At 44.2% G+C, this 21420-nt stretch carries 21 protein-coding genes; 10 read left to right on the top strand and 11 right to left on the bottom strand.

Going from position 1 to position 21420, the window contains the following annotated elements; translation table 11 throughout:
- Positions 1–108 precede the first annotated feature (108 nt).
- Complete coding sequence (locus B7P33_RS13660; protein WP_394341533.1) at positions 109–2247, bottom strand: S9 family peptidase; 2139 nt, start codon at positions 2245–2247, stop codon at positions 109–111.
- A 67-nt stretch (positions 2248–2314) separates the two neighbouring features.
- Between B7P33_RS13660 and B7P33_RS13665 the strand changes: the two genes are divergently transcribed.
- The 3 genes from B7P33_RS13665 to B7P33_RS13675 all read left to right on the top strand — a co-directional run bounded on the left by B7P33_RS13665 (position 2315) and on the right by B7P33_RS13675 (position 3697).
- Positions 2315–2641 carry a YbaB/EbfC family nucleoid-associated protein gene (locus B7P33_RS13665; protein WP_097442578.1) on the top strand — a complete coding sequence of 109 codons (327 nt, stop codon included), beginning with the start codon at positions 2315–2317 and terminating at the stop codon, positions 2639–2641.
- 147 nt (positions 2642–2788) lie between these two features.
- Positions 2789–3352: a GNAT family N-acetyltransferase gene (locus B7P33_RS13670; protein ID WP_097442579.1), complete on the top strand. Its 564-nt coding sequence runs from the start codon at positions 2789–2791 to the stop codon at positions 3350–3352.
- Between the two features lie 51 nt (positions 3353–3403).
- Positions 3404–3697 (top strand): YegP family protein, encoded by a 294-nt coding sequence (locus B7P33_RS13675; protein WP_097442580.1) that lies wholly within the window; start codon positions 3404–3406, stop codon positions 3695–3697.
- A gap of 6 nt (positions 3698–3703) precedes the next feature.
- On the opposite strand, the gene B7P33_RS13680 is transcribed toward B7P33_RS13675, so the two are convergent.
- Positions 3704–4726, bottom strand: coding sequence for a threonine aldolase family protein (locus B7P33_RS13680; RefSeq protein ID WP_097442581.1), 1023 nt, complete (start codon positions 4724–4726; stop codon positions 3704–3706).
- 15 nt (positions 4727–4741) lie between these two features.
- Positions 4742–7084 carry a zinc-dependent metalloprotease gene (locus B7P33_RS13685; protein WP_394341534.1) on the bottom strand — a complete coding sequence of 781 codons (2343 nt, stop codon included), beginning with the start codon at positions 7082–7084 and terminating at the stop codon, positions 4742–4744.
- Between the two features lie 195 nt (positions 7085–7279).
- Here B7P33_RS13685 and prfB point away from each other — a divergent pair.
- The 3 genes from prfB to B7P33_RS13700 all read left to right on the top strand — a co-directional run bounded on the left by prfB (position 7280) and on the right by B7P33_RS13700 (position 9253).
- Positions 7280–8384 (top strand): peptide chain release factor 2 gene (prfB, locus tag B7P33_RS13690; RefSeq protein WP_141402489.1). Its coding sequence is split into 2 segments (ribosomal slippage): positions 7280–7342 and positions 7344–8384, totalling 1104 coding nucleotides; the frame shifts between segments, so codons are not numbered across the junction.
- A 3-nt stretch (positions 8385–8387) separates the two neighbouring features.
- On the top strand, positions 8388–8729 hold the full coding sequence (arsC, locus tag B7P33_RS13695; protein WP_097442583.1) for an arsenate reductase (glutaredoxin): 342 nt from the start codon (positions 8388–8390) through the stop codon (positions 8727–8729).
- A 32-nt stretch (positions 8730–8761) separates the two neighbouring features.
- Positions 8762–9253 carry a hypothetical protein gene (locus B7P33_RS13700; RefSeq protein WP_097442584.1) on the top strand — a complete coding sequence of 164 codons (492 nt, stop codon included), beginning with the start codon at positions 8762–8764 and terminating at the stop codon, positions 9251–9253.
- 105 nt (positions 9254–9358) lie between these two features.
- On the opposite strand, the gene B7P33_RS13705 is transcribed toward B7P33_RS13700, so the two are convergent.
- Positions 9359–9544, bottom strand: a complete 186-nt coding sequence (locus tag B7P33_RS13705; RefSeq protein ID WP_097442585.1) for a hypothetical protein — start codon at positions 9542–9544, stop codon at positions 9359–9361.
- A gap of 234 nt (positions 9545–9778) precedes the next feature.
- Here B7P33_RS13705 and fumC point away from each other — a divergent pair, with 234 nt between their 5' ends.
- On the top strand, positions 9779–11176 hold the full coding sequence (gene fumC, locus B7P33_RS13710) for a class II fumarate hydratase (protein ID WP_097442586.1): 1398 nt from the start codon (positions 9779–9781) through the stop codon (positions 11174–11176).
- Positions 11177–11334: 158 nt separating this feature from the next.
- Here fumC and B7P33_RS13715 read toward each other — a convergent pair whose 3' ends face one another.
- Entirely contained in the window at positions 11335–12222 is an 888-nt protein-coding gene (locus B7P33_RS13715) for a hypothetical protein (protein WP_097442991.1), read from the bottom strand.
- A 304-nt stretch (positions 12223–12526) separates the two neighbouring features.
- On the opposite strand from B7P33_RS13715, the gene B7P33_RS13720 reads away from it, so the two are divergent.
- Entirely contained in the window at positions 12527–12775 is a 249-nt protein-coding gene (locus tag B7P33_RS13720; RefSeq protein ID WP_097442587.1) for a DUF6364 family protein, read from the top strand.
- Positions 12776–13195, top strand: coding sequence for a type II toxin-antitoxin system VapC family toxin (locus B7P33_RS13725; RefSeq protein ID WP_097442588.1), 420 nt, complete (start codon positions 12776–12778; stop codon positions 13193–13195). It begins immediately after the preceding gene.
- A gap of 109 nt (positions 13196–13304) precedes the next feature.
- Here B7P33_RS13725 and ettA read toward each other — a convergent pair whose 3' ends face one another.
- From ettA to B7P33_RS13740, 3 genes are all read right to left on the bottom strand, one after another.
- Positions 13305–14996 (bottom strand): energy-dependent translational throttle protein EttA, encoded by a 1692-nt coding sequence (ettA, locus tag B7P33_RS13730; protein WP_097442589.1) that lies wholly within the window; start codon positions 14994–14996, stop codon positions 13305–13307.
- A gap of 25 nt (positions 14997–15021) precedes the next feature.
- Positions 15022–15204 (bottom strand): CAL67264 family membrane protein, encoded by a 183-nt coding sequence (locus B7P33_RS13735; protein WP_097442590.1) that lies wholly within the window; start codon positions 15202–15204, stop codon positions 15022–15024.
- A gap of 69 nt (positions 15205–15273) precedes the next feature.
- The gene (locus B7P33_RS13740) at positions 15274–16257 is read right to left on the bottom strand and encodes a Gfo/Idh/MocA family protein (RefSeq protein WP_097442993.1); all 984 of its coding nucleotides are present in this window, start codon (positions 16255–16257) and stop codon (positions 15274–15276) included.
- A 186-nt stretch (positions 16258–16443) separates the two neighbouring features.
- Here B7P33_RS13740 and B7P33_RS13745 point away from each other — a divergent pair, with 186 nt between their 5' ends.
- The gene (locus B7P33_RS13745; RefSeq protein ID WP_097442591.1) at positions 16444–18072 is read left to right on the top strand and encodes an acyl-CoA carboxylase subunit beta; all 1629 of its coding nucleotides are present in this window, start codon (positions 16444–16446) and stop codon (positions 18070–18072) included.
- 80 nt (positions 18073–18152) lie between these two features.
- Here B7P33_RS13745 and B7P33_RS13750 read toward each other — a convergent pair whose 3' ends face one another.
- The 3 genes from B7P33_RS13750 to B7P33_RS13760 form a co-directional block, all read right to left on the bottom strand.
- Positions 18153–18644 carry a YybH family protein gene (locus tag B7P33_RS13750; RefSeq protein WP_097442592.1) on the bottom strand — a complete coding sequence of 164 codons (492 nt, stop codon included), beginning with the start codon at positions 18642–18644 and terminating at the stop codon, positions 18153–18155.
- A 273-nt stretch (positions 18645–18917) separates the two neighbouring features.
- Positions 18918–19892 carry a carboxylesterase family protein gene (locus B7P33_RS13755; RefSeq protein WP_141402490.1) on the bottom strand — a complete coding sequence of 325 codons (975 nt, stop codon included), beginning with the start codon at positions 19890–19892 and terminating at the stop codon, positions 18918–18920.
- 122 nt (positions 19893–20014) lie between these two features.
- Positions 20015–21367 carry a M24 family metallopeptidase gene (locus B7P33_RS13760; protein WP_097442594.1) on the bottom strand — a complete coding sequence of 451 codons (1353 nt, stop codon included), beginning with the start codon at positions 21365–21367 and terminating at the stop codon, positions 20015–20017.
- Positions 21368–21420: the final 53 nt, after the last annotated feature.

A 21420-nucleotide genomic window follows, 5' to 3' on the forward strand; every position in this document is an offset into this window, starting at 1 on the left:
AGCTTTGACACAACCGAACCGAGGCCCGATTGTCTAGGAAACTATCTGCAAAAGTACGTTTTTTTTCGATAAACGGACTTTTACCCGACAACTAAATCACATGGACAATTATTTGGTTTGTCCTTCCAAATCGAGATAAAAGGCATATTCCTTGGCAACATCCTTTAGGAACTCGAAGCGGCCGGAGGCCCCACCATGACCCACTTCCATATCTATCTTGAACAGCAACCTATTCGAATCGGTTTTGTGTTCCCGTAATTTGGCCACCCATTTGGCCGGTTCAAAATACTGTACTTGGGAATCGTGTAATCCGGTGGTAACCAAAATATGCGGATACCCTTGGGCAGCAACATTATCGTAGGGCGAATACGACTTCATATAGTCGTAATAGGTCTTATCGTTCGGATTGCCCCATTCGTCATACTCCCCTGTGGTCAAAGGAATGGAATCGTCTAACATGGTGGTAACCACATCTACGAAAGGCACCTCGGCCACTACCCCATTATACAATTCAGGGGCCATATTAAGTATAGCGCCCATCAATAAACCACCGGCCGACCCCCCATTGGCGTATAAATGTTCCGCCCCGGTCCATTTTTCGGCGATCAAATATTTCGAGCAATCGATAAAATCGGTAAAGGTGTTCTTTTTCCTAAGTAATTTACCGTCTTCATACCAAGGTCTACCCAAATATTCACCCCCACGCACATGGGTAATGGCATAGATAAAGCCACGATCTAAAAGGCTTAAGCGTACCGACGAAAAATAGGGATCCAACGTATGGCCGTAGCTACCATAGGCATACTGTAACAGCGGGCTAGTACCATCTAACGGGGTGTCTTTATGATAAATGATACTCATAGGGACCTTTACCCCATCACGGGCCGTGGCCCACACCCGTTTAGAAATATAATTGTCCTCTTGGAACTTTCCGCCTAAAACTTCGGCCTGTTTTTTCACCTCTTTTTCTTGGGTACCCATATCAAAATCGACGACCGAATTCGGGGTACCCAAGGCCGTATAGGAATAGCGCAGGATTTGGGTATCAAAATCGGGTACATAACCCACATGGGCCGTATAGGTCTCATTTTCGAAGGGCAGATAATAGGATTCCGACCCATCCCAGCGATTGACCTGAATCCGGTTTAATCCGTTTTCCCTTTCCGACACCACATAATAGTCTTTAAAAATATCAAGATCTTCTAGTAAAACCGTTTCCCTATGGGCAATAAAAGTTTGCCAACTTTCCATGTTGGTGGCTCTTTCATCGGTTTTCATAACCTTAAAATTGGTCGCCCCATCTTTGTTGGTCAGTATATAAAAATCGCCATTATAGTGCGAAATGGAATACTCCACGCCTTTGGTCCGTTCAGAAAACACCCTAAAGTCACCCAGAGGATTGTTCGCTTCCAAAATACGAATTTCCGTAGTCAAGGTACTGTAGCTACCGATGACCAAATACTTTTTCGATTTAGTTTTATACACATAACAACTAAAGGTATCGTCGGTTTCTTCAAAAACCAATACATCGTCTTTGGGATCGGTACCCAACACATGACGATAGATTTTATCGGCCCTAAGGGTTACCGGGTCTTTCTTGGTATAGAAAAAAGTTTTATTATCACTGGCCCAAGCCGTACTGCCTGTCGTATTTTCGATACGGTCTTCTAGTATTTGGCCCGTAGCCAAATCCTTTACCTGAATGGTATACTCGCGCCTCGACACCGTATCTACCCCAAAAGCGATCTTCTGGTTATCCGGACTTATCGAGAGTCCGCGCATTTGGTAGTAATCGAAATCCTTGGCCAAGAGGTTTACATTGAACAACACCTCTTCATCTGCCTCTAAATCTTCTTTCTTTCGGGTATAGATCGGGTATTCGGCCCCAATCTCGTAACGGGTAATGTACCAATACCCATTTAATTTATAAGGTACCGAGCTGTCGTCTTCCTTAATGCGTCCCTTCATTTCTTGAAACAACTGTTTCTCAAAATCTTGGGCATGCCCCATCACATTTTCATAATGCGCATTTTCTGCATTTAGATGTGCGATTACCTCAGGGTTTTCCCGATCGTTCATCCAATAGTAATCATCGACACGTATATCGCCGTGTTTTTCTAATTGGGTTGGGATTTTTTTGGCAATCGGTCCGCGATCTAGCGACTCTTTCATAGGTTGATCTTTACAAGCGGATGCAAAAATAAGGCTTATAGCCGTAGCTCTAATAAAGTGAATGGATTTTGACATACGGAAGTTGATTAGTGTTGTTACCAATTTAGTACTTTTGACCCTATAACCATAAAAAGACACAGCTATGTTCGGGGATTTAATGGGCATGATGGGAAAACTAAAAGAGACCCAAGCCAAAGTAGAGGCCACCAAAAAACGTTTGGATACCGTATATGTAAAGGAAAGTTCGGCCGAAAACTTGGTTGAGGTCACCTTGACGGCAAACCGAACCCTTACGGAAATTAAGATTGATGACCGTTTGTTGGCAGACAAAGAACAATTGGAAGACTATTTGATCACTACCTTAAACCGTGCTTTGGAAAAGGCCGGAAAGGTAAATGAGGCCGAATTGGCCGCCGTAGCCAAGGAAGGTATACCCAACATTCCGGGGATGGATGGCTTGTTTAAATAGGGTTGAGATACTAGATACTAGATACTAGATACTAGATACTAGATACTAGATACTAGATACTAGATACTAGATACTAGATACTAGATACTAGATACTAGATACTAGATACTAGAAATTTAATGCATTAATTACCAACAACAAGAAAGTATGTCAGGCGAAATAATCGAGTATCGAAAGGCAACGGATGCAGATCTACCCTTGATACTAGATTTACAACAGGCTAATTTGGCCCAAAACCTATCGGCAGAGGAAGCTAGTCGCGAGGGTTTTGTAAGCATACAGCATAGTCTGGAATTACTTACTGCCATGAACCAAGGCCATGGCCATACCATAGCTTTTCACCAAAACACCTTAGTGGGTTACGCCCTGGTCATGTCCCCCAGTTTTTCTAAGGCCATCCCCCTTTTGGAGCCCCTTTTCGAAAAAATAAATGCCGGTTGTTACCAAAACAACCCTTTAGCCAAAACACCCTATGTTATTATGGGACAGGTATGTATTGCCAAAGCCTTTAGGGGCCAAGGCATTTTTACAGGACTGTACAAAAATCTGGATGAGCGCTTGGCCGGGCATTTCAAATATTTGATTACAGAGATCCACCGTACCAACGCACGTTCTATCCGTGCCCATAAAAAATACGGCTTTCAAACCTTGGGTAACACTGAGCCGTCGCAAGCGGAAGAATGGGTAACGGTAATCAAAGAATTGGACTAATGTTTTGATAAGCCGCAAAGGATTGTTATTTTCAGGGAGAAAGATGCCTTTATGAAGATCAGTTTACATAACCAGCCTCCTTATTCATTCGCTATTGCTGAAAAAAGCGGTTCTCCCCTCTTCCAAAGTCGTTCTTTTGATAGTCTGGAAGAAAGCCAACAATTTGCCCAGGGCATCGAAAAAGGGCAACCCCATCGTTTTGAGCGTTTTACAGACACTGAAGGATTGTTCCGTTTCCGATTGATCAATTCTACCCGAGTATTGGTAGGCCAAAGCATAGGCTACCATTCCAAGGCCGGGATGGAGAATGCGATAAAACAGTTAGGGGTTGTGTTTAGGGTTTGATTTTATCTAAACAGCCTTTAAAACCTCCAACACCCTTTCATGCATAACATCGGTATAATCCATATGGGTGACCATACGTAATTTACCTTGACCCATTCCGATGAATTTTATACCTGCTTTGTTTAATTGAGCCATAAAATCGGCTTCCGAGATTTGGGTCGTATCCAATTCGAAAATAACGATGTTGGTTTCAATGGGCTCTACTTTTCGAATCACGGGATTCTTGGATAAACATTCGCCCAGTTCTTTGGCTTTTATATGATCTTGCTCCAATCGACCCAGGTTATTTTTTAGGGCGTATCGGGCCGCTGCAGCCAAATAGCCGGCTTGGCGCATTCCCCCGCCGAATATTTTACGAATGCGAATGGCCTTTTCCATATGTGCTTTGGCACCCACCAAAACCGAGCCTACGGGGCAACCCATACCCTTACTAAAGCAAACACTTATGGTATCGAACAAAGCCCCAAAGGTTTTAGGGTCTTCACCGGTCGCGGCTAGGGCATTCCATAAACGGGCACCGTCTAAATGATAGGCCAAGCCGTGCGCATCACATACTTGTTTTATTTTTTTTAATTCCGCCACATCCCAACAGGCGCCACCGCCTTTGTTGGTAGTATTTTCGATACAGACCAAAGTGGTCAATGGACTATGGTAAAAATCAGGCGGATTGATCGCCGCTTCTACCTGTTCGGCCGTCATCATACCCCTATGCCCATCAATAAGTCGGCACGAAACCCCACTGTTAAAACTTACCCCACCGCCCTCATAATTAAAAACATGGGCATACTTATCACAGATTAATTGATCTCCAGGTTGGGTATGTAACTTTATAGCCGTTTGATTGGCCATGGTTCCCGATGGGAAAAAGAGTGCGGCCTCCATGCCGAAAAACGCGGCCATTTCTTCCTCTAGGGCATTTACCGTGGGATCTTCCTTAAATACATCATCACCTACCTCGGCCTTTAACATGGCTTCCAACATTGCAGCCGAAGGTTTGGTTACCGTATCACTTATTAAATTGATTTCCATAGGTATCAAGCACGATTAGTGAAAACAATCCATCCCAATGGGACTGCCATCAGGGATTTGCGGTGCTGGTAAAGCTTTAAAACTTTCCGGTTTTTTCATAAAGGCATCTATACGCCGTACCATTTCGGCCCCATTCACATCTTGTCCTTGCTGCAATAAATCGGTTCGGATTTCCTTCAACTTGGCAAAAGTTATGGCATTTACCTGCGGATGGGCCTTGGTATCGGCCGCCAAACGCATCAGGTGCTCTAACACTTTATAATTCAACGTCTGCTGTATTTGGGCATAATACCCGTCTTTATGGGTTTTATCCAAACTGGCATCGATCAAAGCATCCAATACCGCCTCCAAACCTAATTGCTTGGCATCCAAGGCTTGTTGTTGTATCAATCGAGAGGTCCTTTCTGGGTGTAATAACAGCCCTAAACTCATATCGGCAGCGGTCTCCGGTGCGGCCAAGGCATCGAAGGCCACTCCGGTCTTCCCTTTAATCGATTCCCGGGAACGGGCATACCCCATGGCACGGGGTGGAAAGAGGGCCAGTTTTTCTTTCGGAATGGCCAATTCACTGGCATCCAAGGTGCGTAAAAGGGCTGTTAAAGCTTGTTTTTGGGTCTTTACATCCACCAATTCTTGGGTAAATCCGGCCCCGTTTTTAACGGCATAGTTATAATCCAGTCCGCCAATAACCTTGGCAACGGCCTCGGTTTGATATCTATGGAAAAAGAACAAGGGAGCAAAAACATCTTCCAGCGCACTGTAGGCCTCATTAGTACGGATGTTATCTTTTGAAAAATGCTGCATGGCCGTTTTCCGAATGGCCAATACATGGTCTAATTCCTCGGCGGCACTTTTACCGTTATCCCATAAATGCGCCAAAACATGGGCTCCGCCCTTGGGTCGTGCATCACTATCGGAAATATAGCGTAGCCCTTTATTATAGGCATCGTCCAAAATTTTATTGAGTTGGGATTTTTCATCCCCGGAAGCAAAATCGCTATAGGAATACGCCACGGTAACCTTGTCCCAATCACCAATATCGGTAGCATAGGCATTCGAAAAATCGATGGTACCGTTATCCAACCCAAATACCGGATGCGGATAATCCATTACCGAGGCCCTATTATTGGTACTAGCGGCAAAATTATGGGCAAAGCCCAAGGTATGTCCAATTTCATGGGCCGACAACTGGCGTATACGCGCCAAGGCCAGTTCCAGCATGGGTTGGTAATTATCGTCCCTTTCGGCAAAAGGTTTGTCCATTAAGGCTTGGGCGATTAGAAAATCTTGACGGATTCGCAAACTTCCCAAACTAACATGCCCTTTAATGATCTCGCCTGTACGGGGATCGGTTACACTACTACCATAACTCCACCCACGGGTAGAGCGGTGCACCCACTGTACCACATTATAGCGTACATCCATAGGGTCGGCGTCGTCAGGTAAAATCTTAAACTGAAAGGCATCTTTATAGCCTATGGCCTCAAAAGCCTGGTTCCACCAGCGTCCCCCTTCCAACAGGGCCGAGCGTACGGGTTCCGGAGTACCATTGTCCAAATAGTATACTATGGGCTCTACAGCCTCACTCACCGCTGCGGTCGGATCTTTTTTGGCCAAACGATGCCGGGTAATATAGCGTTTTACGATCTGCTCTTGTACCGGTGTGGCATAATCCATATAGGTAAACGGATACGAGCCACTACGGGGGTCGAATTCACGCTTCACAAAATCGGCATCGGGCAGTTCTATAAAAGAATGGTGTTGTTCTACGGTTACCGCTTTGGCATTGGGGGCTACAGATTTAATATACTTCCCCTTGGCGGCGCCGGTAAAGGTGAGTATAGCATTGAACTCTACATTATTTGGAAATGCTTTAGTACGCTCCAAATCAACGGCACTGCGGCTTTTGTCCAATTTATAATCGCCCTGCTTTGCACTTTTCAGGCGTGCACTCACCCCATGGGCATCCTGCATCAAAAATGGTGTCATATCTATGGTATAAACCCCATTTTTCTCCGATACAATCGGAAAACCAAATAAAACCGATTTGGCAAAAGCCTGCTCCACACTTTTCCGCTCGAGCACATTATCGGTAATCGCCCTGTATTTTTGATTGGGTTGTACCAACAACAGTTTATTACCCGCACGTTTAAAATACACTACCTGCTCATTACCCAACTGGCCACGATCCAAATTAAGATCATTACTACCTACCCCCGAACTTAAGGAGTACACATACAGGAACTCCTTATCCAGTTCAGACACCTCAAGCATTAGCTTACCGGTATCTTGCGAATAGCTGAAATCGAAAAAACCGTTGAATTTTTGTTCGTTTTGGGCGTAAATACCCGTTGCCATGCCCAGAATAAACAGGCAACTACCTACCAATGTTCTCATAATCTTAAAAGTAAATCCCATTTGTTGGCCCTCGCACCATTTATCATTCATATAACCAATGGACATGGGCACACCTAAAACAGGGGTTTTAAAAATATGGAAATTTGTTTTCGTAGCCATGCATAAATCCTAAATTTGCCACAAAGAGAACGATACATGATAACATCAGATCAGCAGAAAGATCTTATTGAGCGCCTTGGTGCGTTAAGGAGGTATCTTTGACATTGATGCCAAACTTATTGAAATAGAGAACGAAGAGGAGAAAACCCTCGCCCCAGACTTTTGGAACGATGCCCAAAAAGCCCAGAAACAGATGCAAGTGTTACAGGGCAAGAAAAAATGGGTAAGCGACTACAATGAAGCCGCCGATATGGTAAGCGATGTAGAATTGTTCATCGAGTTCCATAAAGAAGGGGAATATACCGAGGCCGAACTCGATGCCCATTACGAAAAAACAGTTTTGGCACTAGAGAATCTCGAATTCAAAAACATGCTCTCAGAAGAGGGCGACGAACTCACCGCCGTATTACAGATTACCGCGGGTGCCGGAGGTACCGAAAGTTGCGATTGGGCGGCCATGCTGATGCGTATGTACCTTATGTGGGCCGAAAAACAGGGCTATAAAGTTAAGGAACTGAACTTTCAGGAGGGCGATGTGGCCGGTATTAAAACGGTTACCCTTGAAATCGCAGGGGAATTTGCCTTCGGATGGCTTAAAGGGGAAAACGGGGTGCACCGCTTGGTACGCATCTCGCCTTTTGACAGTAACGCCAAGCGCCATACTTCCTTTGTGTCTGTATACGTATATCCGCTGGTAGACGATAGTATCGAAATCGAGGTGAACCCGGCCGATATAGAAATTACCACGGCCCGATCTAGTGGTGCGGGCGGACAGAATGTAAACAAGGTAGAGACCAAGGTTCAGCTGTTCCATAAGCCTACGGGAATACAGATTAGTTGTTCCGATTCGCGTTCGCAGCACGATAACCGGGCCACGGCCATGAAAATGCTAAAATCGCAATTGTACGAGATCGAACTCCGAAAAAAAATGGAGGCCCGCCAGGCTATTGAAGACACCAAAATGAAAATAGAATGGGGCTCACAGATCCGTAACTATGTCATGCATCCGTATAAATTGGTAAAAGATGTGCGAACGGCCACCGAAACCGGAAATGTAGACGCCGTTATGAATGGGGATATTGATGCTTTTTTAAAGTCGTACCTTATGATGATGGGGCAAAAAGAAACCGAACAATCGTAATTCATGATACAGATTTATCACAATCCACGTTGCAGCAAATCTAGACAAGGCCTAGCTATCGTTGAGGCCAGCGGACAAACGTTTGAAGTCATTAAGTATTTGGACAATCCGCCGTCCACTACAGAAATGGAAGGTCTATTGACTAAATTGAATATGGCACCGGAAGCCTTGATCCGAAAGGGAGAAGCTATCTGGAAAGAACAGTTCAAAGGAAAAGATCTAGACCATAGTGCATTGGTCGATGCCCTATGTACACATCCGAAACTCATAGAACGTCCTATAGTGGTCAATGGTGATAAAGCTGTTGTAGGTAGACCACCGGAAGCCATTAACGATGTACTCTAAGATTAGTATCTTTAAAACCTAAATCCTTGAAAATGTATTCGAAAAGATTAGTATTGGCAACGGTATTCATCCTCTTTTTAGGAATTTCCGAAATGTGCGCTCAATATGGATATGGTAATCCGTACGGTAGTCGCTATGGAAGGCAACGCAGCTCTATTCCGCAGGCCCAAACCCAACCTAAGGAAGAAGAACCTCCAACGGCCGCCGAAATTACCGAGTCAATTATGCCCAAAATCAAGGAGCATATAGAGCTTAGTGCCTTTGAGGAAGCCATTGTATCCAGTGTAATGGAAAAGAACATCCAGAAACGGATGCATATACAACTAATGGAAGAACTCACTCCCGAGAAAAAGAAGGAAGCTTTCGAAAAAGTAGCCAAAGATCAAGACGAAGAACTAAAAAACAGTTTGCCCGAAGAAAAATATCTAGCCCTGACCGAGCTGCTTGAAAAGGGAGAGAAAAAATTCCAGAAGGAGAAGAAAAAGGGCAAAAAGAAAAAGAAGAATAAAAAGGATAAATCCTAAGCCTGCTTCGGGTAAATAATACCGGTTAGCTTTCGAAGCTAACTTGACCCAACAAAAAAAGTCGTCTAGAACCCTAGACGACTTTTTTGTTATATGCTAACCTCTTTAGTGAGGAATTTCTTCTTTCGGTGCTGCCTTACGGGCTTCTTTGCGCTCTTTAAGATATTCCATCAAAGTCCCGCCCAACCAATAAGGGATTACGAAAGTCAATAGGAAAATCAGTAACCAAAATCCAATGGTCAAAATGGTTAAAAAAGCTAGAAAACCTAAGTATTGTTGAAAATCGAACATAGTCGGCATTTATTTATAACGCAAAGATAAATCGCTTTCTAGGTTTACGCCAAATGAAATGCAAAAAAAATGGAAATAAAAGCCCTATGGCGTACCTTTGTAAGGTGTATATGTTTAAGGTATTACCCGTAACGTATACACCGATAACCAAAAACGATCACCGGGGCCTACCTCGGTAAAATTAATCTCGCTATACCTGCCCGTAGGTAGGCATATCGAGTAAAAACAGAATACATGAGCTTTAGAATTGAGAAGGATACCATGGGCGAGGTCCAGGTACCAGCCGACAAGTATTGGGGAGCCCAAACCGAACGTTCCCGCAACAATTTTAAAATTGGTCCTGCCGCATCTATGCCCTTGGACGTCGTATACGGTTTCGCCTATTTAAAAAAGGCGGCAGCCTATGCCAACTGTGAGTTGGGCGTACTTGCGGAAGACAAGCGCGATCTGATCGGAGCCGTTTGTGACGAAATCTTAGCTGGTAAACACGATGATCAATTCCCTTTGGTTATTTGGCAGACCGGTTCAGGTACCCAAAGTAATATGAATGTTAACGAAGTAGTAGCCAACCGTGCCCACGAGATGGCCGGAAAGGTAATTGGTGAAGGCGACAAAACCCTGCAACCAAACGACGATGTAAATAAATCGCAATCGTCTAACGATACCTTCCCTACCGGAATGCATATCGCTGCCTATAAAAAAATCGTAGAGACTACCCTACCTGGGGTCATACAATTGCGCGACACTTTAGATAAAAAAGCCAAAGCCTTTGCCCAAGTAGTTAAAATAGGGCGTACCCACCTCATGGATGCCACTCCCCTAACCCTAGGGCAAGAATTTTCGGGCTATGTATCCCAGTTGGACCATGGTATCAAGGCCTTAAAAAATACCCTGCCCCATTTGGCCGAGTTGGCCTTGGGCGGTACGGCCGTAGGCACCGGATTGAACACCCCGGCCGGATACGATGTATTGGTAGCGAAATATATTGCCGAGTTTAGCGGACTACCTTTTATTACCGCTGATAATAAATTTGAGGCCTTGGCCGCCCACGATGCTATTGTAGAAAGTCATGGAGCCTTAAAGCAATTGGCCGTTTCCTTGAACAAGATTGCCAACGATATACGCATGATGGCCTCTGGTCCCCGTTCCGGTATTGGCGAGATTATAATTCCGGCCAACGAACCCGGAAGTTCCATTATGCCCGGCAAAGTGAACCCTACCCAATGCGAGGCCATGACCATGGTATGCGCCCAGGTTATGGGTAACGATGTAGCCGTAACCGTTGGTGGTACCCAAGGGCATTACGAACTTAACGTATTCAAGCCCATGATGGCCGCCAATATTTTACAATCGGCGCAATTGATCGGCGATGCCTGTGTCAGTTTCGATGTGAACTGCGCCGTAGGTATCGAACCCAACCACAAGGTTATCGAGACCTTGCTAAACAACTCCCTGATGTTGGTTACTGCCTTGAATACCAAAATCGGGTACTACAAAGCCGCCGAGATTGCTAATACGGCCCACCAAAATGGCACCACACTAAAGGAAGAAGCCATTAACCTAGGCTATGTTACGGCCGAAGAGTATGACGAATGGGTAAAACCCGAAGATATGGTCGGTAGTTTAAAGTAAACTTTAGCTTCCCAACAAAATTGAAAGCCTCCTGAACAGGGGGCTTTCTTAGTCATAAACTTGGCGTGCAATCATCATGAAAATGAAAAAAGGGCCACCTTTCGGTCGCCCCTTTTTACGTATAGTGATAGTGTTTGCGTATGCTTACAATAGCTTGGTTACTTTAGTACGAATTTAGAGGTACCCATCAACTTTAAGCGCTCGTCATAGATGTTTACCATATAGTTTCCTTTTTGGAAATCACCGGCAGGCTTGTTGATAAAGTCGCAGACATCCAAGGTCTTGTTTTCGTAGTAGAATTGGGTGCCCTTACTATAGGTTACCGAGGCACCTTCTTCATTTTCTTTACTAAAGCTGTCGCCCAATACATTGCCTTGGGGATCCAATACTTCAATAAAGAACTCGCGGTCTCCGGCTTGGGCAATGGCGTTATCGGCCACGGTAAAACAAATCTTGAATTTGTCGGTACGTTTGGCCCTAGAGGTAGATACTTGCTTTCCGCTGCTACGCTCTTTTACGGCATCTACCGAAAATTTAGCTAGGTTTAAGGCAGAACCACGCTCTACGGCATCGGCCAATTGGGTGTTCTGTACTACTAAAGAATCGTTGAAAACGGTCTGTTTCTCCAATTCCATATAGGTAGAGTCACGTTGCATGGCCAACAAACGGTTGGAGTTGGTCAAGGAATCGACTTTTTTCATCAAAACCTGACGTTCTTTCTTTAGTACACTAACCTGTCTGCGGTAACGGGATAGTGAGGCGATATCGGCTTTCATAGTCCCTACCGAATCGATGTATTTGGCAATTTTATCACGGGCAATTACCAATTCTTCATTGGTAGCATTGCTCTCCATGATGGCCTTATCGTATTCAGATTTGAGGGAGTTAAGATCTTCAACCACCAAAGCTTTTTCTTCTTTAAGGATGGCCGTGGTTTTTTGTTTGTCTTTATAAAGACTAACGGTGTAAATGATGGTTCCTACCAAAACCACACCCAAAAGACCGGCGATTACCTTAAGTCCGTTGTTATTTTTTACTTCAGTCATAATGTTAGGATTATTAAGTGTCCTTTTTTTAGGCTTACTTGATTTAACAGTTTTATATACGGGCATATGCGGCTATCGGATGTTCGTACCCCAAAAAAAATTCATTCCACCCCTTCAAAACACCCTAAACATGGGCATAAAAACAAAAAACACCGCTTTTAACATTTTGATTTACAGCCTTGTTTTTACTCGGATTGCATTTCATCGAAAAGGAAAAAATCAGTGTTCAATTATGTAACCTTGGCATAAACAACAGAGATTACGTATTATTTTTGTAAATTGATTACGTGTAATAATAAGAGCCATGAATACAAAACTTACCTTAAGTATAGAACAAGAAATTATCGAAAAGGCAAAGATGTATGCTAAAAGTAACAATAGGAGCTTGTCAGATCTCATTGAAAGTTATCTCAGGAGCCTAACAACACCTGTATCTAGTCATGAAGATACTTTGCCCTCAAATATTAGTGCATTACAAGGTGCTTTTACCGCAGAACCTAATTTAGACTATAAAGCAGCCCTTAGGGAGCGGACCGAGAAAAAGTATTTATAAATGGATCATATATTATTCGATACCGATGTAATCCTTGATTTCTTTTTTGATAGAAAACCTCATTCCGATTTTACGGCCAAAACACTTCAATATTGCCAAGAAGGCAAGGCAAAAGGATACACCACGCCAGTAATAATTGCCAATACCTATTATATATTGAGAAAAACGGCGACACATGAGTATGTAGTAATCAAATTGAACCAACTTCTGGATTTATTCGAAATTTTGGATATGAATAAATCCATAATATCATTGGCCCTTCAATCTGAATTCAAGGATTTCGAAGATGCTTTACAAAACTACAGTGGTGAGACGCATCCCAATGTAAATATTATTCTAACCCGAAACATCAAGGATTATAAAAAGAGCAAATTGGCCATTTTCAGCCCTGATACCTATATCAAAGGGTTACAAAAATAAGGATGTCTTGTTTTAGGACATTTTCCCAAAACTCAAAAAACTAAAAATCAGGAAGTTTAGAATCAAAAAAGCCCTCCAATAAAGAAGGACTTACATTTTATAAAACTTTTTATCGAATCAGCTTTTTGTATTGGATACGTTTTGGAAGCAAATCACCACCTAGTCGTTTCTTTTTGTTTTCCTCATAATCAGAGAAAGATCCTTCGAAGAAATACACCTGTGAGTCACCTTCGAAGGCCAAAATATGGGTACAGATACGATCTAAGAACCAACGATCGTGGGAAATGACCACGGCACAACCGGCAAAGTTCTCCAAACCTTCTTCCAAGGCACGTAGCGTGTTAACATCCAAGTCGTTGGTAGGCTCATCGAGCAAGAGTACGTTGCCTTCTTCTTTTAGGGTCATGGCCAAGTGCAAGCGGTTACGCTCACCCCCCGATAGCATAGTTACTTTTTTATTCTGTTCACTTCCCGAAAAATTAAAACGGCTCAAATAGGCCCGTGAGTTCACTTGCCTACCTCCCATCATAATCAATTCTTGTTCATCGGAAAAGTTCTGCCAGATGGTTTTCTCCGGGTCAATATTCGAATGGCTTTGGTCAACATAGGCGATTTTAGCGGTATCGCCAATGGTAAAGCTTCCCTTATCGGGTTGCTCCTCACCCATGATCATTCTAAAAATGGTGGTCTTACCGGCACCGTTAGGCCCAATAATGCCCACGATTCCGGCCTGGGGCAAGGTAAAATTCAAATCTTCATACAGCAACTTATCGCCATACCCCTTGCTTACCCCTTGGGCCTCTATAACATTGGTACCCAATCGGGGACCGTTCGGAATATAGATCTCCAACTTCTCATCGAGCTGTTTTTGATCTTGGCTCATTAAACGGTCGTAATTCTTTAGACGGGCCTTTTGCTTGGTCTGGCGCCCTTTCACCCCTTGTCGCACCCATTCTAGCTCGCGCTCTAAGGTCTTCTGCCTTTTGGAGGCCGCTTTGGTCTCTTGGGCCAAACGCTTGGATTTCTGATCTAACCAACTCGAATAGTTCCCTTTCCACGGAATACCTTCGCCCCGATCCAATTCCAAGATCCAACCAGCTACGTTATCCAAGAAGTAACGGTCGTGGGTCACGGCGATTACCGTGCCTTTATACTGTGCCAAATGATGCTCTAACCAATGTACCGATTCGGCATCGAGGTGGTTGGTGGGCTCATCGAGTAAAAGTATTTCGGGTTCTTGCAACAACAAACGACACAGGGCTACGCGGCGTCTTTCCCCACCGGACAACACCCCGATTTTCTTATCGGGTTCCGGGGTACGCAGGGCATCCATGGCGATTTCAAGCTTGGTATCGAGCTCCCAGGCATTGGAAGCATCAATCTGGTCTTGCAATTTGGCTTGCTTGTCCATGAGCTCTTGCATCTTATCGGCATTTTCATAGACCTCGGGCAAACCGAACATATCGTTGATCTTGTTGTATTCGTCTAAAATGGCCACGGTTTCGGCTACCCCTTCCTTAACGACCTCCAAAACCGTTTTTTCATCGTCCAGTTGGGGTTCCTGTTCTAAGTAGCCCACCCGATAACCGGGAGAAAAGACCACATCGCCCTGAAAGTTCTTGTCTACCCCGGCAATAATCTTTAACAAAGTCGATTTACCGGAACCATTAAGCCCAAGAATACCGATTTTGGCGCCATAGAAAAAGCTGAGGTAAATATTTTTAAGTACCGGTGTATTGGCACTTTTAAAGGTTTTGGTCACCCCCGACATGGAGAAAATGACCTTCTTATCGTCTGACATAAAACGTATTATCTATAAATGTTGGTTATACTCTTCCTTTTAGGGCATTGAACACCCAGGCGATGGCAAAAAAGCCAACCCCTACGGCCCCGAATCCCCATCCGGCTACTTCATCGTACCTAAAAATCCCTAAAGCGATCAGTCCGAGTCCAACGATAATCATAATTACCGTAGCATAACCCAAGACCGTATTTTTATTCATCAACATAAAACGTACTGTTAGTTCAACAGCCAAATATCGTTAAAATGGCTAGAATTTTATAGGTTTTCACCCTATTTATCCTTCAAAAGGAAAGCGGATTCCAGCAGCAGCCCGCACCCGATCCAACAATTCGCTAAGATCAAGCGAGTTCTGATGGCTCCATAAGGCACTTTGGGTCTGCCCATGCCTCAAACATTGGTTTACTTCCCTAATCTCGTCGCAATACCCATTACCCTGCACCTCTAAAACTATCTTTTCGGAAGTTTCGCCATTTTCAAGGGTAAAACCCCGCGCTTCGTGCCAACGGCCATCGATATAGATACTGCCCTTATCACCTTGAATCTCCGCTTCCATACGCGATTTGGTGTTTAATCCACTATACAAAACGGCATGCCAGTCGGTCCCACTAAACAACATGGAAGTCTGTATCTCGGTACCCCTTTCGTCCATTCGGCTATGGGCGGCCAGCCTATCGGGTTTACCGAACAGCATATAACTTAAGAATATGGGATAGATACCGATATCCAAAAGGCTACCCCCACCCAATTGCGGGTCTAACACCCTACTTGTAGCACCAAAATCGAGTCCGTAAAATGCAAAATCGGCATTCAGATAACTAACTTTACCCAATTTTCCTTCGGCGACCAAGGCGTATACTTTTTTAAGGTTAGGATTAAATCGGCTCCACAAGGCTTCCATAAAGAATTTACCTGATGCTTGGGCCACCTCGATTACCGAGGCTACCTCTGACCTATTCATACCCATGGGCTTTTCACATAAAACGGCCTTACCATTTTGTAATGCAGCCCTGCTCAACTGGGCATGTGAGGTATGTGGTGTAGCGATATAGACTACGTCTACCTGGGCCTCGCTAAATAATTCTTCGTAACTCCCATAGGCGTCGGTAGCTCCATAGGTTTGGGCAAAAGCTTGTGCCCTTTCCAAATTCCGTGAAGCCACGGCCGTGAGTTCCGCCCCATGGACCAAAAGGAGATCGGCAGCGAACTTATGTGCAATTTTTCCGGGGCCTACGATACCCCATTTTATGGTTTCTTTCAAGCTAAATCGGTTTTTCCCAAAGGTAAGCATTGAATACAACTTCTTTCCGAACCCCTTCCCCACAAACAATAACCCCTTGATGGTTATACGATTAAAACAAGGGGCTTTTGGGAGCCATTGGAATAGCGGTTACGAATCAATATTCCTCCGTATCTTTACTGCAACACTGAGCAATACCACATATATATGGACCTTAACTTTAACAAAAACGAAGACCGTAACAAACTACAATTGTCGGCACTTCGCAAAAAGTTGAACCAAGTAAAATTGGGCGGGGGCGAAAAACGGATCGCCAAACTGCACGCCCAAAACAAACTCACCGCCCGGGAACGGATCGACTATTTATTGGACGAAGGTCGCGATGCTATAGAAATCGGTGCTTTGGCCGGCGATGGCATGTATGCCGAGCATGGGGGCTGCCCCTCTGGTGGTGTGGTGGTAAAAATCGGTTATGTCTCCGGCAAACAATGTATGGTGGTGGCCAACGATGCCACGGTCAAGGCCGGGGCTTGGTTTCCCATAACCGGAAAAAAGAACCTGAGGGCCCAGGAAATCGCCATGGAAAACCGCCTACCGATTATTTATTTGGTAGATAGTGCCGGGGTGTACCTGCCCATGCAAGATGAGATTTTTCCGGATAAAGAACATTTTGGGCGCATTTTTCGGAATAACGCCCAAATGAGCAGTATGGGCATTACCCAAATAGCCGCCGTAATGGGCAGTTGTGTGGCCGGAGGTGCCTATTTGCCCATAATGAGCGATGAAGCTTTGATCGTTGATAAGACCGGAAGCATCTTTTTGGCCGGAAGCTATTTAGTAAAAGCCGCCATTGGCGAAGAAATCGATAATGAGACCCTTGGTGGTGCCACTACCCACTGCGAAATCAGCGGGGTTACCGATTATAAGGCCAAGGACGACAAAGATGCCTTGGACACAATTAAGAACATAATGGGTAAGATCGGCGATTTTGACAAGGCCGGGTACAACCGTATTAGTGCCAAAAAACCTGCCAAAGACCCCCAAGAAATCTTTGGATTGTTACCCCATGCCCGTTCTAGCCAATACGATATGATGGATATTATCGAGCGTTTGGTAGACGATTCGGAATTCGAGGCCTATAAAGAAGGTTACGGACAAACATTGATCTGTGGGTATGCCCGAATCGATGGTTGGGCCGTAGGTATCGTAGCCAACCAACGTAAGGTGGTCAAGAATAAAAAAGGGGAAATGCAATTTGGCGGGGTCATTTATTCCGACTCGGCCGATAAGGCTACCCGTTTTATAGCCAATTGCAACCAAAAGAAAATTCCTTTGGTGTTTTTACAAGATGTTACCGGTTTTATGGTCGGGAGCAAAAGTGAGCATGGCGGAATAATTAAGGATGGCGCCAAAATGGTGAATGCCGTCAGTAATTCGGTGGTGCCCAAGTTTACCATTGTCATCGGCAACAGTTATGGGGCCGGTAACTATGCCATGTGTGGTAAAGCCTATGACCCAAGATTGATAGCCGCCTGGCCCAGTGCCGAATTGGCCGTAATGAGCGGGGCCTCGGCAGCCAAAGTACTATTGCAAATTGAAACGGCCACCTTAAAAAAGAAAGGTGAGCAATTGAGCGAGGCCGACGAAAAAGCCCTATTTGAAAAAATAAAATCCAGATACGACGAACAGGTCTCTCCATACTACGCCGCTGCCCGCCTATGGACAGACGGCATCATAGACCCTTTGGACACCCGTACCTGGATATCAATGGGTATTGAAGCGGCCAACCATGCCCCTATCGAAAAACCTTTTAATCTTGGGGTGATTCAAGTCTAGTTTTTGAAAAAGTAAGAAACTATCGCATAAAAAAGGCACAAACGAACCATTTGTGCCTTTTAAATTTAAGTATACTGTTTCTATTGCTTTAATGGACTATGATGCTCGTGTACCATTTTCCAACCATCCGCGGTTTTAACGAAAAGTAAGGTAATCTGATCATTGACCACAACCAGATCTTCGCCAAACTTTAAATGAAAATCGGAATGAAAGGTCAAATTGGCCACTTCGCCATAGACGGCAATTTTTAGGTCTTTGGCATCGAATTTTACCACCTCGGTCACCGAACCGAAAACGCTACGCTCATGCGCCTCGTTTTCTTTGTCACCATTACGGGGTTCGCCATTCTTAAATTCGGTGAATTTGGGTCCATAGGCATGGAAAGAAATGAGTTTATCCAGATCCCCATCTTTAATACTTTGGGCTATGGCGCCAAAGGTTTCCATTACCTCCTGTTTTTCTTTAGGAAACTCATTACTGATCAAATCGGTGGGGGTAACATCATCGGCGCTACAACATACTAAGACCAATCCGAAAATAAGTGCGGAAAATAATACGATTTTTGTTTTCATAAGGCATTCTTTTAAAACTGTGATTAATGGTTATTCCTTGAATTTTTTAACTCCATTATTAAGAAGCATCACAAGTTTAGTATGAATCCTAAAGAATACATTGTACTATTTCTCTTAAGGCTATGACCAAATTAGCCCTAGCCTAATTGCGCTATAACTATTCTTGCATACAACAATGTAACCATCTGTTTTAAAGCGAATTACAATATTCGATTAACATTTAGGTATTTATAGGCATCAAATACTGGAAACCCAAGATATAGCATCAAAATACTATTCGGTTTCCAACTTTTTTAAGGAGCGGATACGGTCCTGATACACATCGACCTGGGTTACTTTTCCATTTTCATCCTTAATAAAATGGAATTCCAGCTGGGCTTTCGGACTTAGATAGAATTTATCTTGTTCAAAAGGATACAATGGCATGGAACGATCATTAAAACTAAATTGTAGCTGGCCGTCTTTAACGGTAAAGGAAACCTTTTCCCCTAAAGCAGCATCCTCCGCTCTATAGTCCCCTTCATAAGAAACCAAATCATTGGCGGGTACGGTAATTGGGGTAAATTGAAATCGTTTCTGCTGTAATAACCACTCATACAACTTGGGGTCGTTATAGGCTTGGATCCAGCTATCGTGATAAGTTTCCGGATATACGGTAAACTTCACTTGGTCGTTGATTTTTTGAAGTGGTTTTACCATACTTTCGGATGCGGAGAGCGGTACAATTCCGTCTTTGGCTCCATGAAAGACCCAGGTAGGCATATGTCTTAATTTCCAAACATCCTCAGGGTTTCCACCACCACAAATAGGAACTATGGCAGCAAACATACCCGGATTCTCTGCCGCCAAACGCCAAGTGCCATAACCGCCCATACTTAAGCCCGTTAAATACACACGGTCTGGATCAACCGCTTCGGTTTCCATTAGATTACGGATCATTTCCCGAAGCAACATGGGTTCCCATCCGTATTTTTTAGCTTGGGGCGAAACCACGATAAACGGAAAGTCTTTTCCTTGCTCAATTAACATGGGTGGGCCATGAACCTTGATTTTTTCGATATCGGTACCGCGTTCCCCAGCCCCATGCAGAAATACCAAAAGTGGCCATTTTTTATCCCCATCGGCCTGATAGTCTTTGGGTAGATATTTTAAATATTCGATATCGAGTGAAAAGTTTTCAGTTTGCTGTTGGGCCGCGGCCATAAAACAAATCAGAAAAAAAGAAAATAGAAGTTTTTTGATTGACATGATAGAGTGGTTTGAATGGATTGCTATTCACCACAGTAATATAGCATTCCACACCACAAACCTACTATTGTTTAGACCGTTAACCCAATAAAAACCCTAAACGACTTTAATTTACAATAGTTTTACTGACCCAAATGCGCCGCATTCGACGGAATGAGCAACAATTCTTTTTGGCGACCATGGATGTAGTATTCAAAGCCCTTTTCACCAACGTAGCCCGCCTCTTCGAGCATTATACGTACCGAACGTCCCCATTCGGGCAAATCCACCGTGGCATTCAATTCTATGGCATAGGTGGTATGGGGCTGTAAGGGCCAGGCTTCACCATCTTTTTTGAATACCCCGCCTTGGCTATCCCACATACCAATGGTAGTACCCGCCGAATGGCCATAAAGGCTTAACGGATGGGTATATATGGCCGGTTGCAGTCCGGCCGATTTGGCTTGAGCCAGGGCATCGGCCAGAATCTGATTACCAGTTTTTCCGATTTTCATTTGGTCGGTGAGTGCATCCTGAACCCCATTGCCTTGGGCAAAAGCCCGTTTTAAAAAGGCAGGAGCCTCCTTTTCGGTAGGTTGTAGTACATAAGCCATTTCTTGGCAATCGGTATTGAGGTTTAGATAGCTTATACCAAAATCACAATGCAGCAAATCCCCAGGCAAAATGACCATGTCTTCAGGTCGGTTGGAAAACGAAGTAATATGATTGACCAAGCTTTCGTTGGAACGTTGTACATCTATGGTGGGGTGAAACCAAGTCTCCAAGCCCAAATCGGTCACTTTTTGACGCATCCACCATTCCACATCGGTGGTAGTGGTCACCCCAGGGGTAATCACTTGGGTAGAAAAGGCCTCTGCGATAATGTTATGGGTAATCTCGGCCAATTGCTGGTACAACACCATTTCCCGAGGGGTTCGGGTCTCGATCCAGCGTACGGCAAGATCTTCGGCAGACACCACTTTTTTATGATACTTTTTAGGTAATACGGCCATAAACTCCTCATAATCGGTCTTAACCAGTCCGTCGGCAATATTCATATCGGTGGAATAATTCAATCCGATCTTTTGGGGGTTCCGTTCTTGGATCAATTCCATCAAGCGTTGCCATTGATCGGGCTGTTTTTCCTTATCCCAGGCCGAACGGATGTTTTTCCCCACATTATAACGGGCCACGGCCAAACGTTCTAAGGTATCCTTGGCCTTATCCCTATAAAACAACAGTATGGTGCGTCTACGGGCATTAAGCCAAGTAGCCGGAAGCATGGTTTTAATAACCGGGTCTTCGTTATACTCTCGAGAAATAACGAGCCACATATCAATACCGGTCTCATCCATCAATCTGGGCAAAAGATGGGTAAATCGTTCGTTAAGTACGGCATCTACCACTTCGGCTCGTTCACGTTCTGGGAGAATCTTTTGAGCGTTTAGGGTCGGTGTCAACAAAAAAAAGATCAAGCTGAGATAAATGAATTTCATAGGTTATAGGTTATTGAAGTGGTTTAAACTTATACGAACAAAGTAGAAATATG

Origin of the sequence: Sediminicola luteus, assembly GCF_002514735.1 — a bacterium.
Taxonomy (GTDB): Bacteria; Bacteroidota; Bacteroidia; order Flavobacteriales; family Flavobacteriaceae; genus HQA918.

Bases quoted from the DNA above. Each gene is read 5' to 3' on its own strand.
- B7P33_RS13660 (WP_394341533.1), bottom strand. From the start codon at position 2,247: ATGTCAAAATCCATTCACTTTATTAGAGCTACGGCTATAAGCCTTATT.
- B7P33_RS13665 (WP_097442578.1), top strand. From the start codon at position 2,315: ATGTTCGGGGATTTAATGGGCATGATGGGAAAACTAAAAGAGACCCAA.
- B7P33_RS13670 (WP_097442579.1), top strand. From the start codon at position 2,789: ATGTCAGGCGAAATAATCGAGTATCGAAAGGCAACGGATGCAGATCTA.
- B7P33_RS13675 (WP_097442580.1), top strand. From the start codon at position 3,404: ATGAAGATCAGTTTACATAACCAGCCTCCTTATTCATTCGCTATTGCT.
- B7P33_RS13680 (WP_097442581.1), bottom strand. From the start codon at position 4,726: ATGGAAATCAATTTAATAAGTGATACGGTAACCAAACCTTCGGCTGCA.
- B7P33_RS13685 (WP_394341534.1), bottom strand. From the start codon at position 7,084: ATGGCAACGGGTATTTACGCCCAAAACGAACAAAAATTCAACGGTTTT.
- arsC (WP_097442583.1), top strand. From the start codon at position 8,388: ATGATACAGATTTATCACAATCCACGTTGCAGCAAATCTAGACAAGGC.
- B7P33_RS13700 (WP_097442584.1), top strand. From the start codon at position 8,762: ATGTATTCGAAAAGATTAGTATTGGCAACGGTATTCATCCTCTTTTTA.
- B7P33_RS13705 (WP_097442585.1), bottom strand. From the start codon at position 9,544: ATGTTCGATTTTCAACAATACTTAGGTTTTCTAGCTTTTTTAACCATT.
- fumC (WP_097442586.1), top strand. From the start codon at position 9,779: ATGAGCTTTAGAATTGAGAAGGATACCATGGGCGAGGTCCAGGTACCA.
- B7P33_RS13715 (WP_097442991.1), bottom strand. From the start codon at position 12,222: ATGACTGAAGTAAAAAATAACAACGGACTTAAGGTAATCGCCGGTCTT.
- B7P33_RS13720 (WP_097442587.1), top strand. From the start codon at position 12,527: ATGAATACAAAACTTACCTTAAGTATAGAACAAGAAATTATCGAAAAG.
- B7P33_RS13725 (WP_097442588.1), top strand. From the start codon at position 12,776: ATGGATCATATATTATTCGATACCGATGTAATCCTTGATTTCTTTTTT.
- ettA (WP_097442589.1), bottom strand. From the start codon at position 14,996: ATGTCAGACGATAAGAAGGTCATTTTCTCCATGTCGGGGGTGACCAAA.
- B7P33_RS13735 (WP_097442590.1), bottom strand. From the start codon at position 15,204: ATGTTGATGAATAAAAATACGGTCTTGGGTTATGCTACGGTAATTATG.
- B7P33_RS13745 (WP_097442591.1), top strand. From the start codon at position 16,444: ATGGACCTTAACTTTAACAAAAACGAAGACCGTAACAAACTACAATTG.
- B7P33_RS13750 (WP_097442592.1), bottom strand. From the start codon at position 18,644: ATGAAAACAAAAATCGTATTATTTTCCGCACTTATTTTCGGATTGGTC.
- B7P33_RS13755 (WP_141402490.1), bottom strand. From the start codon at position 19,892: ATGTCAATCAAAAAACTTCTATTTTCTTTTTTTCTGATTTGTTTTATG.
- B7P33_RS13760 (WP_097442594.1), bottom strand. From the start codon at position 21,367: ATGAAATTCATTTATCTCAGCTTGATCTTTTTTTTGTTGACACCGACC.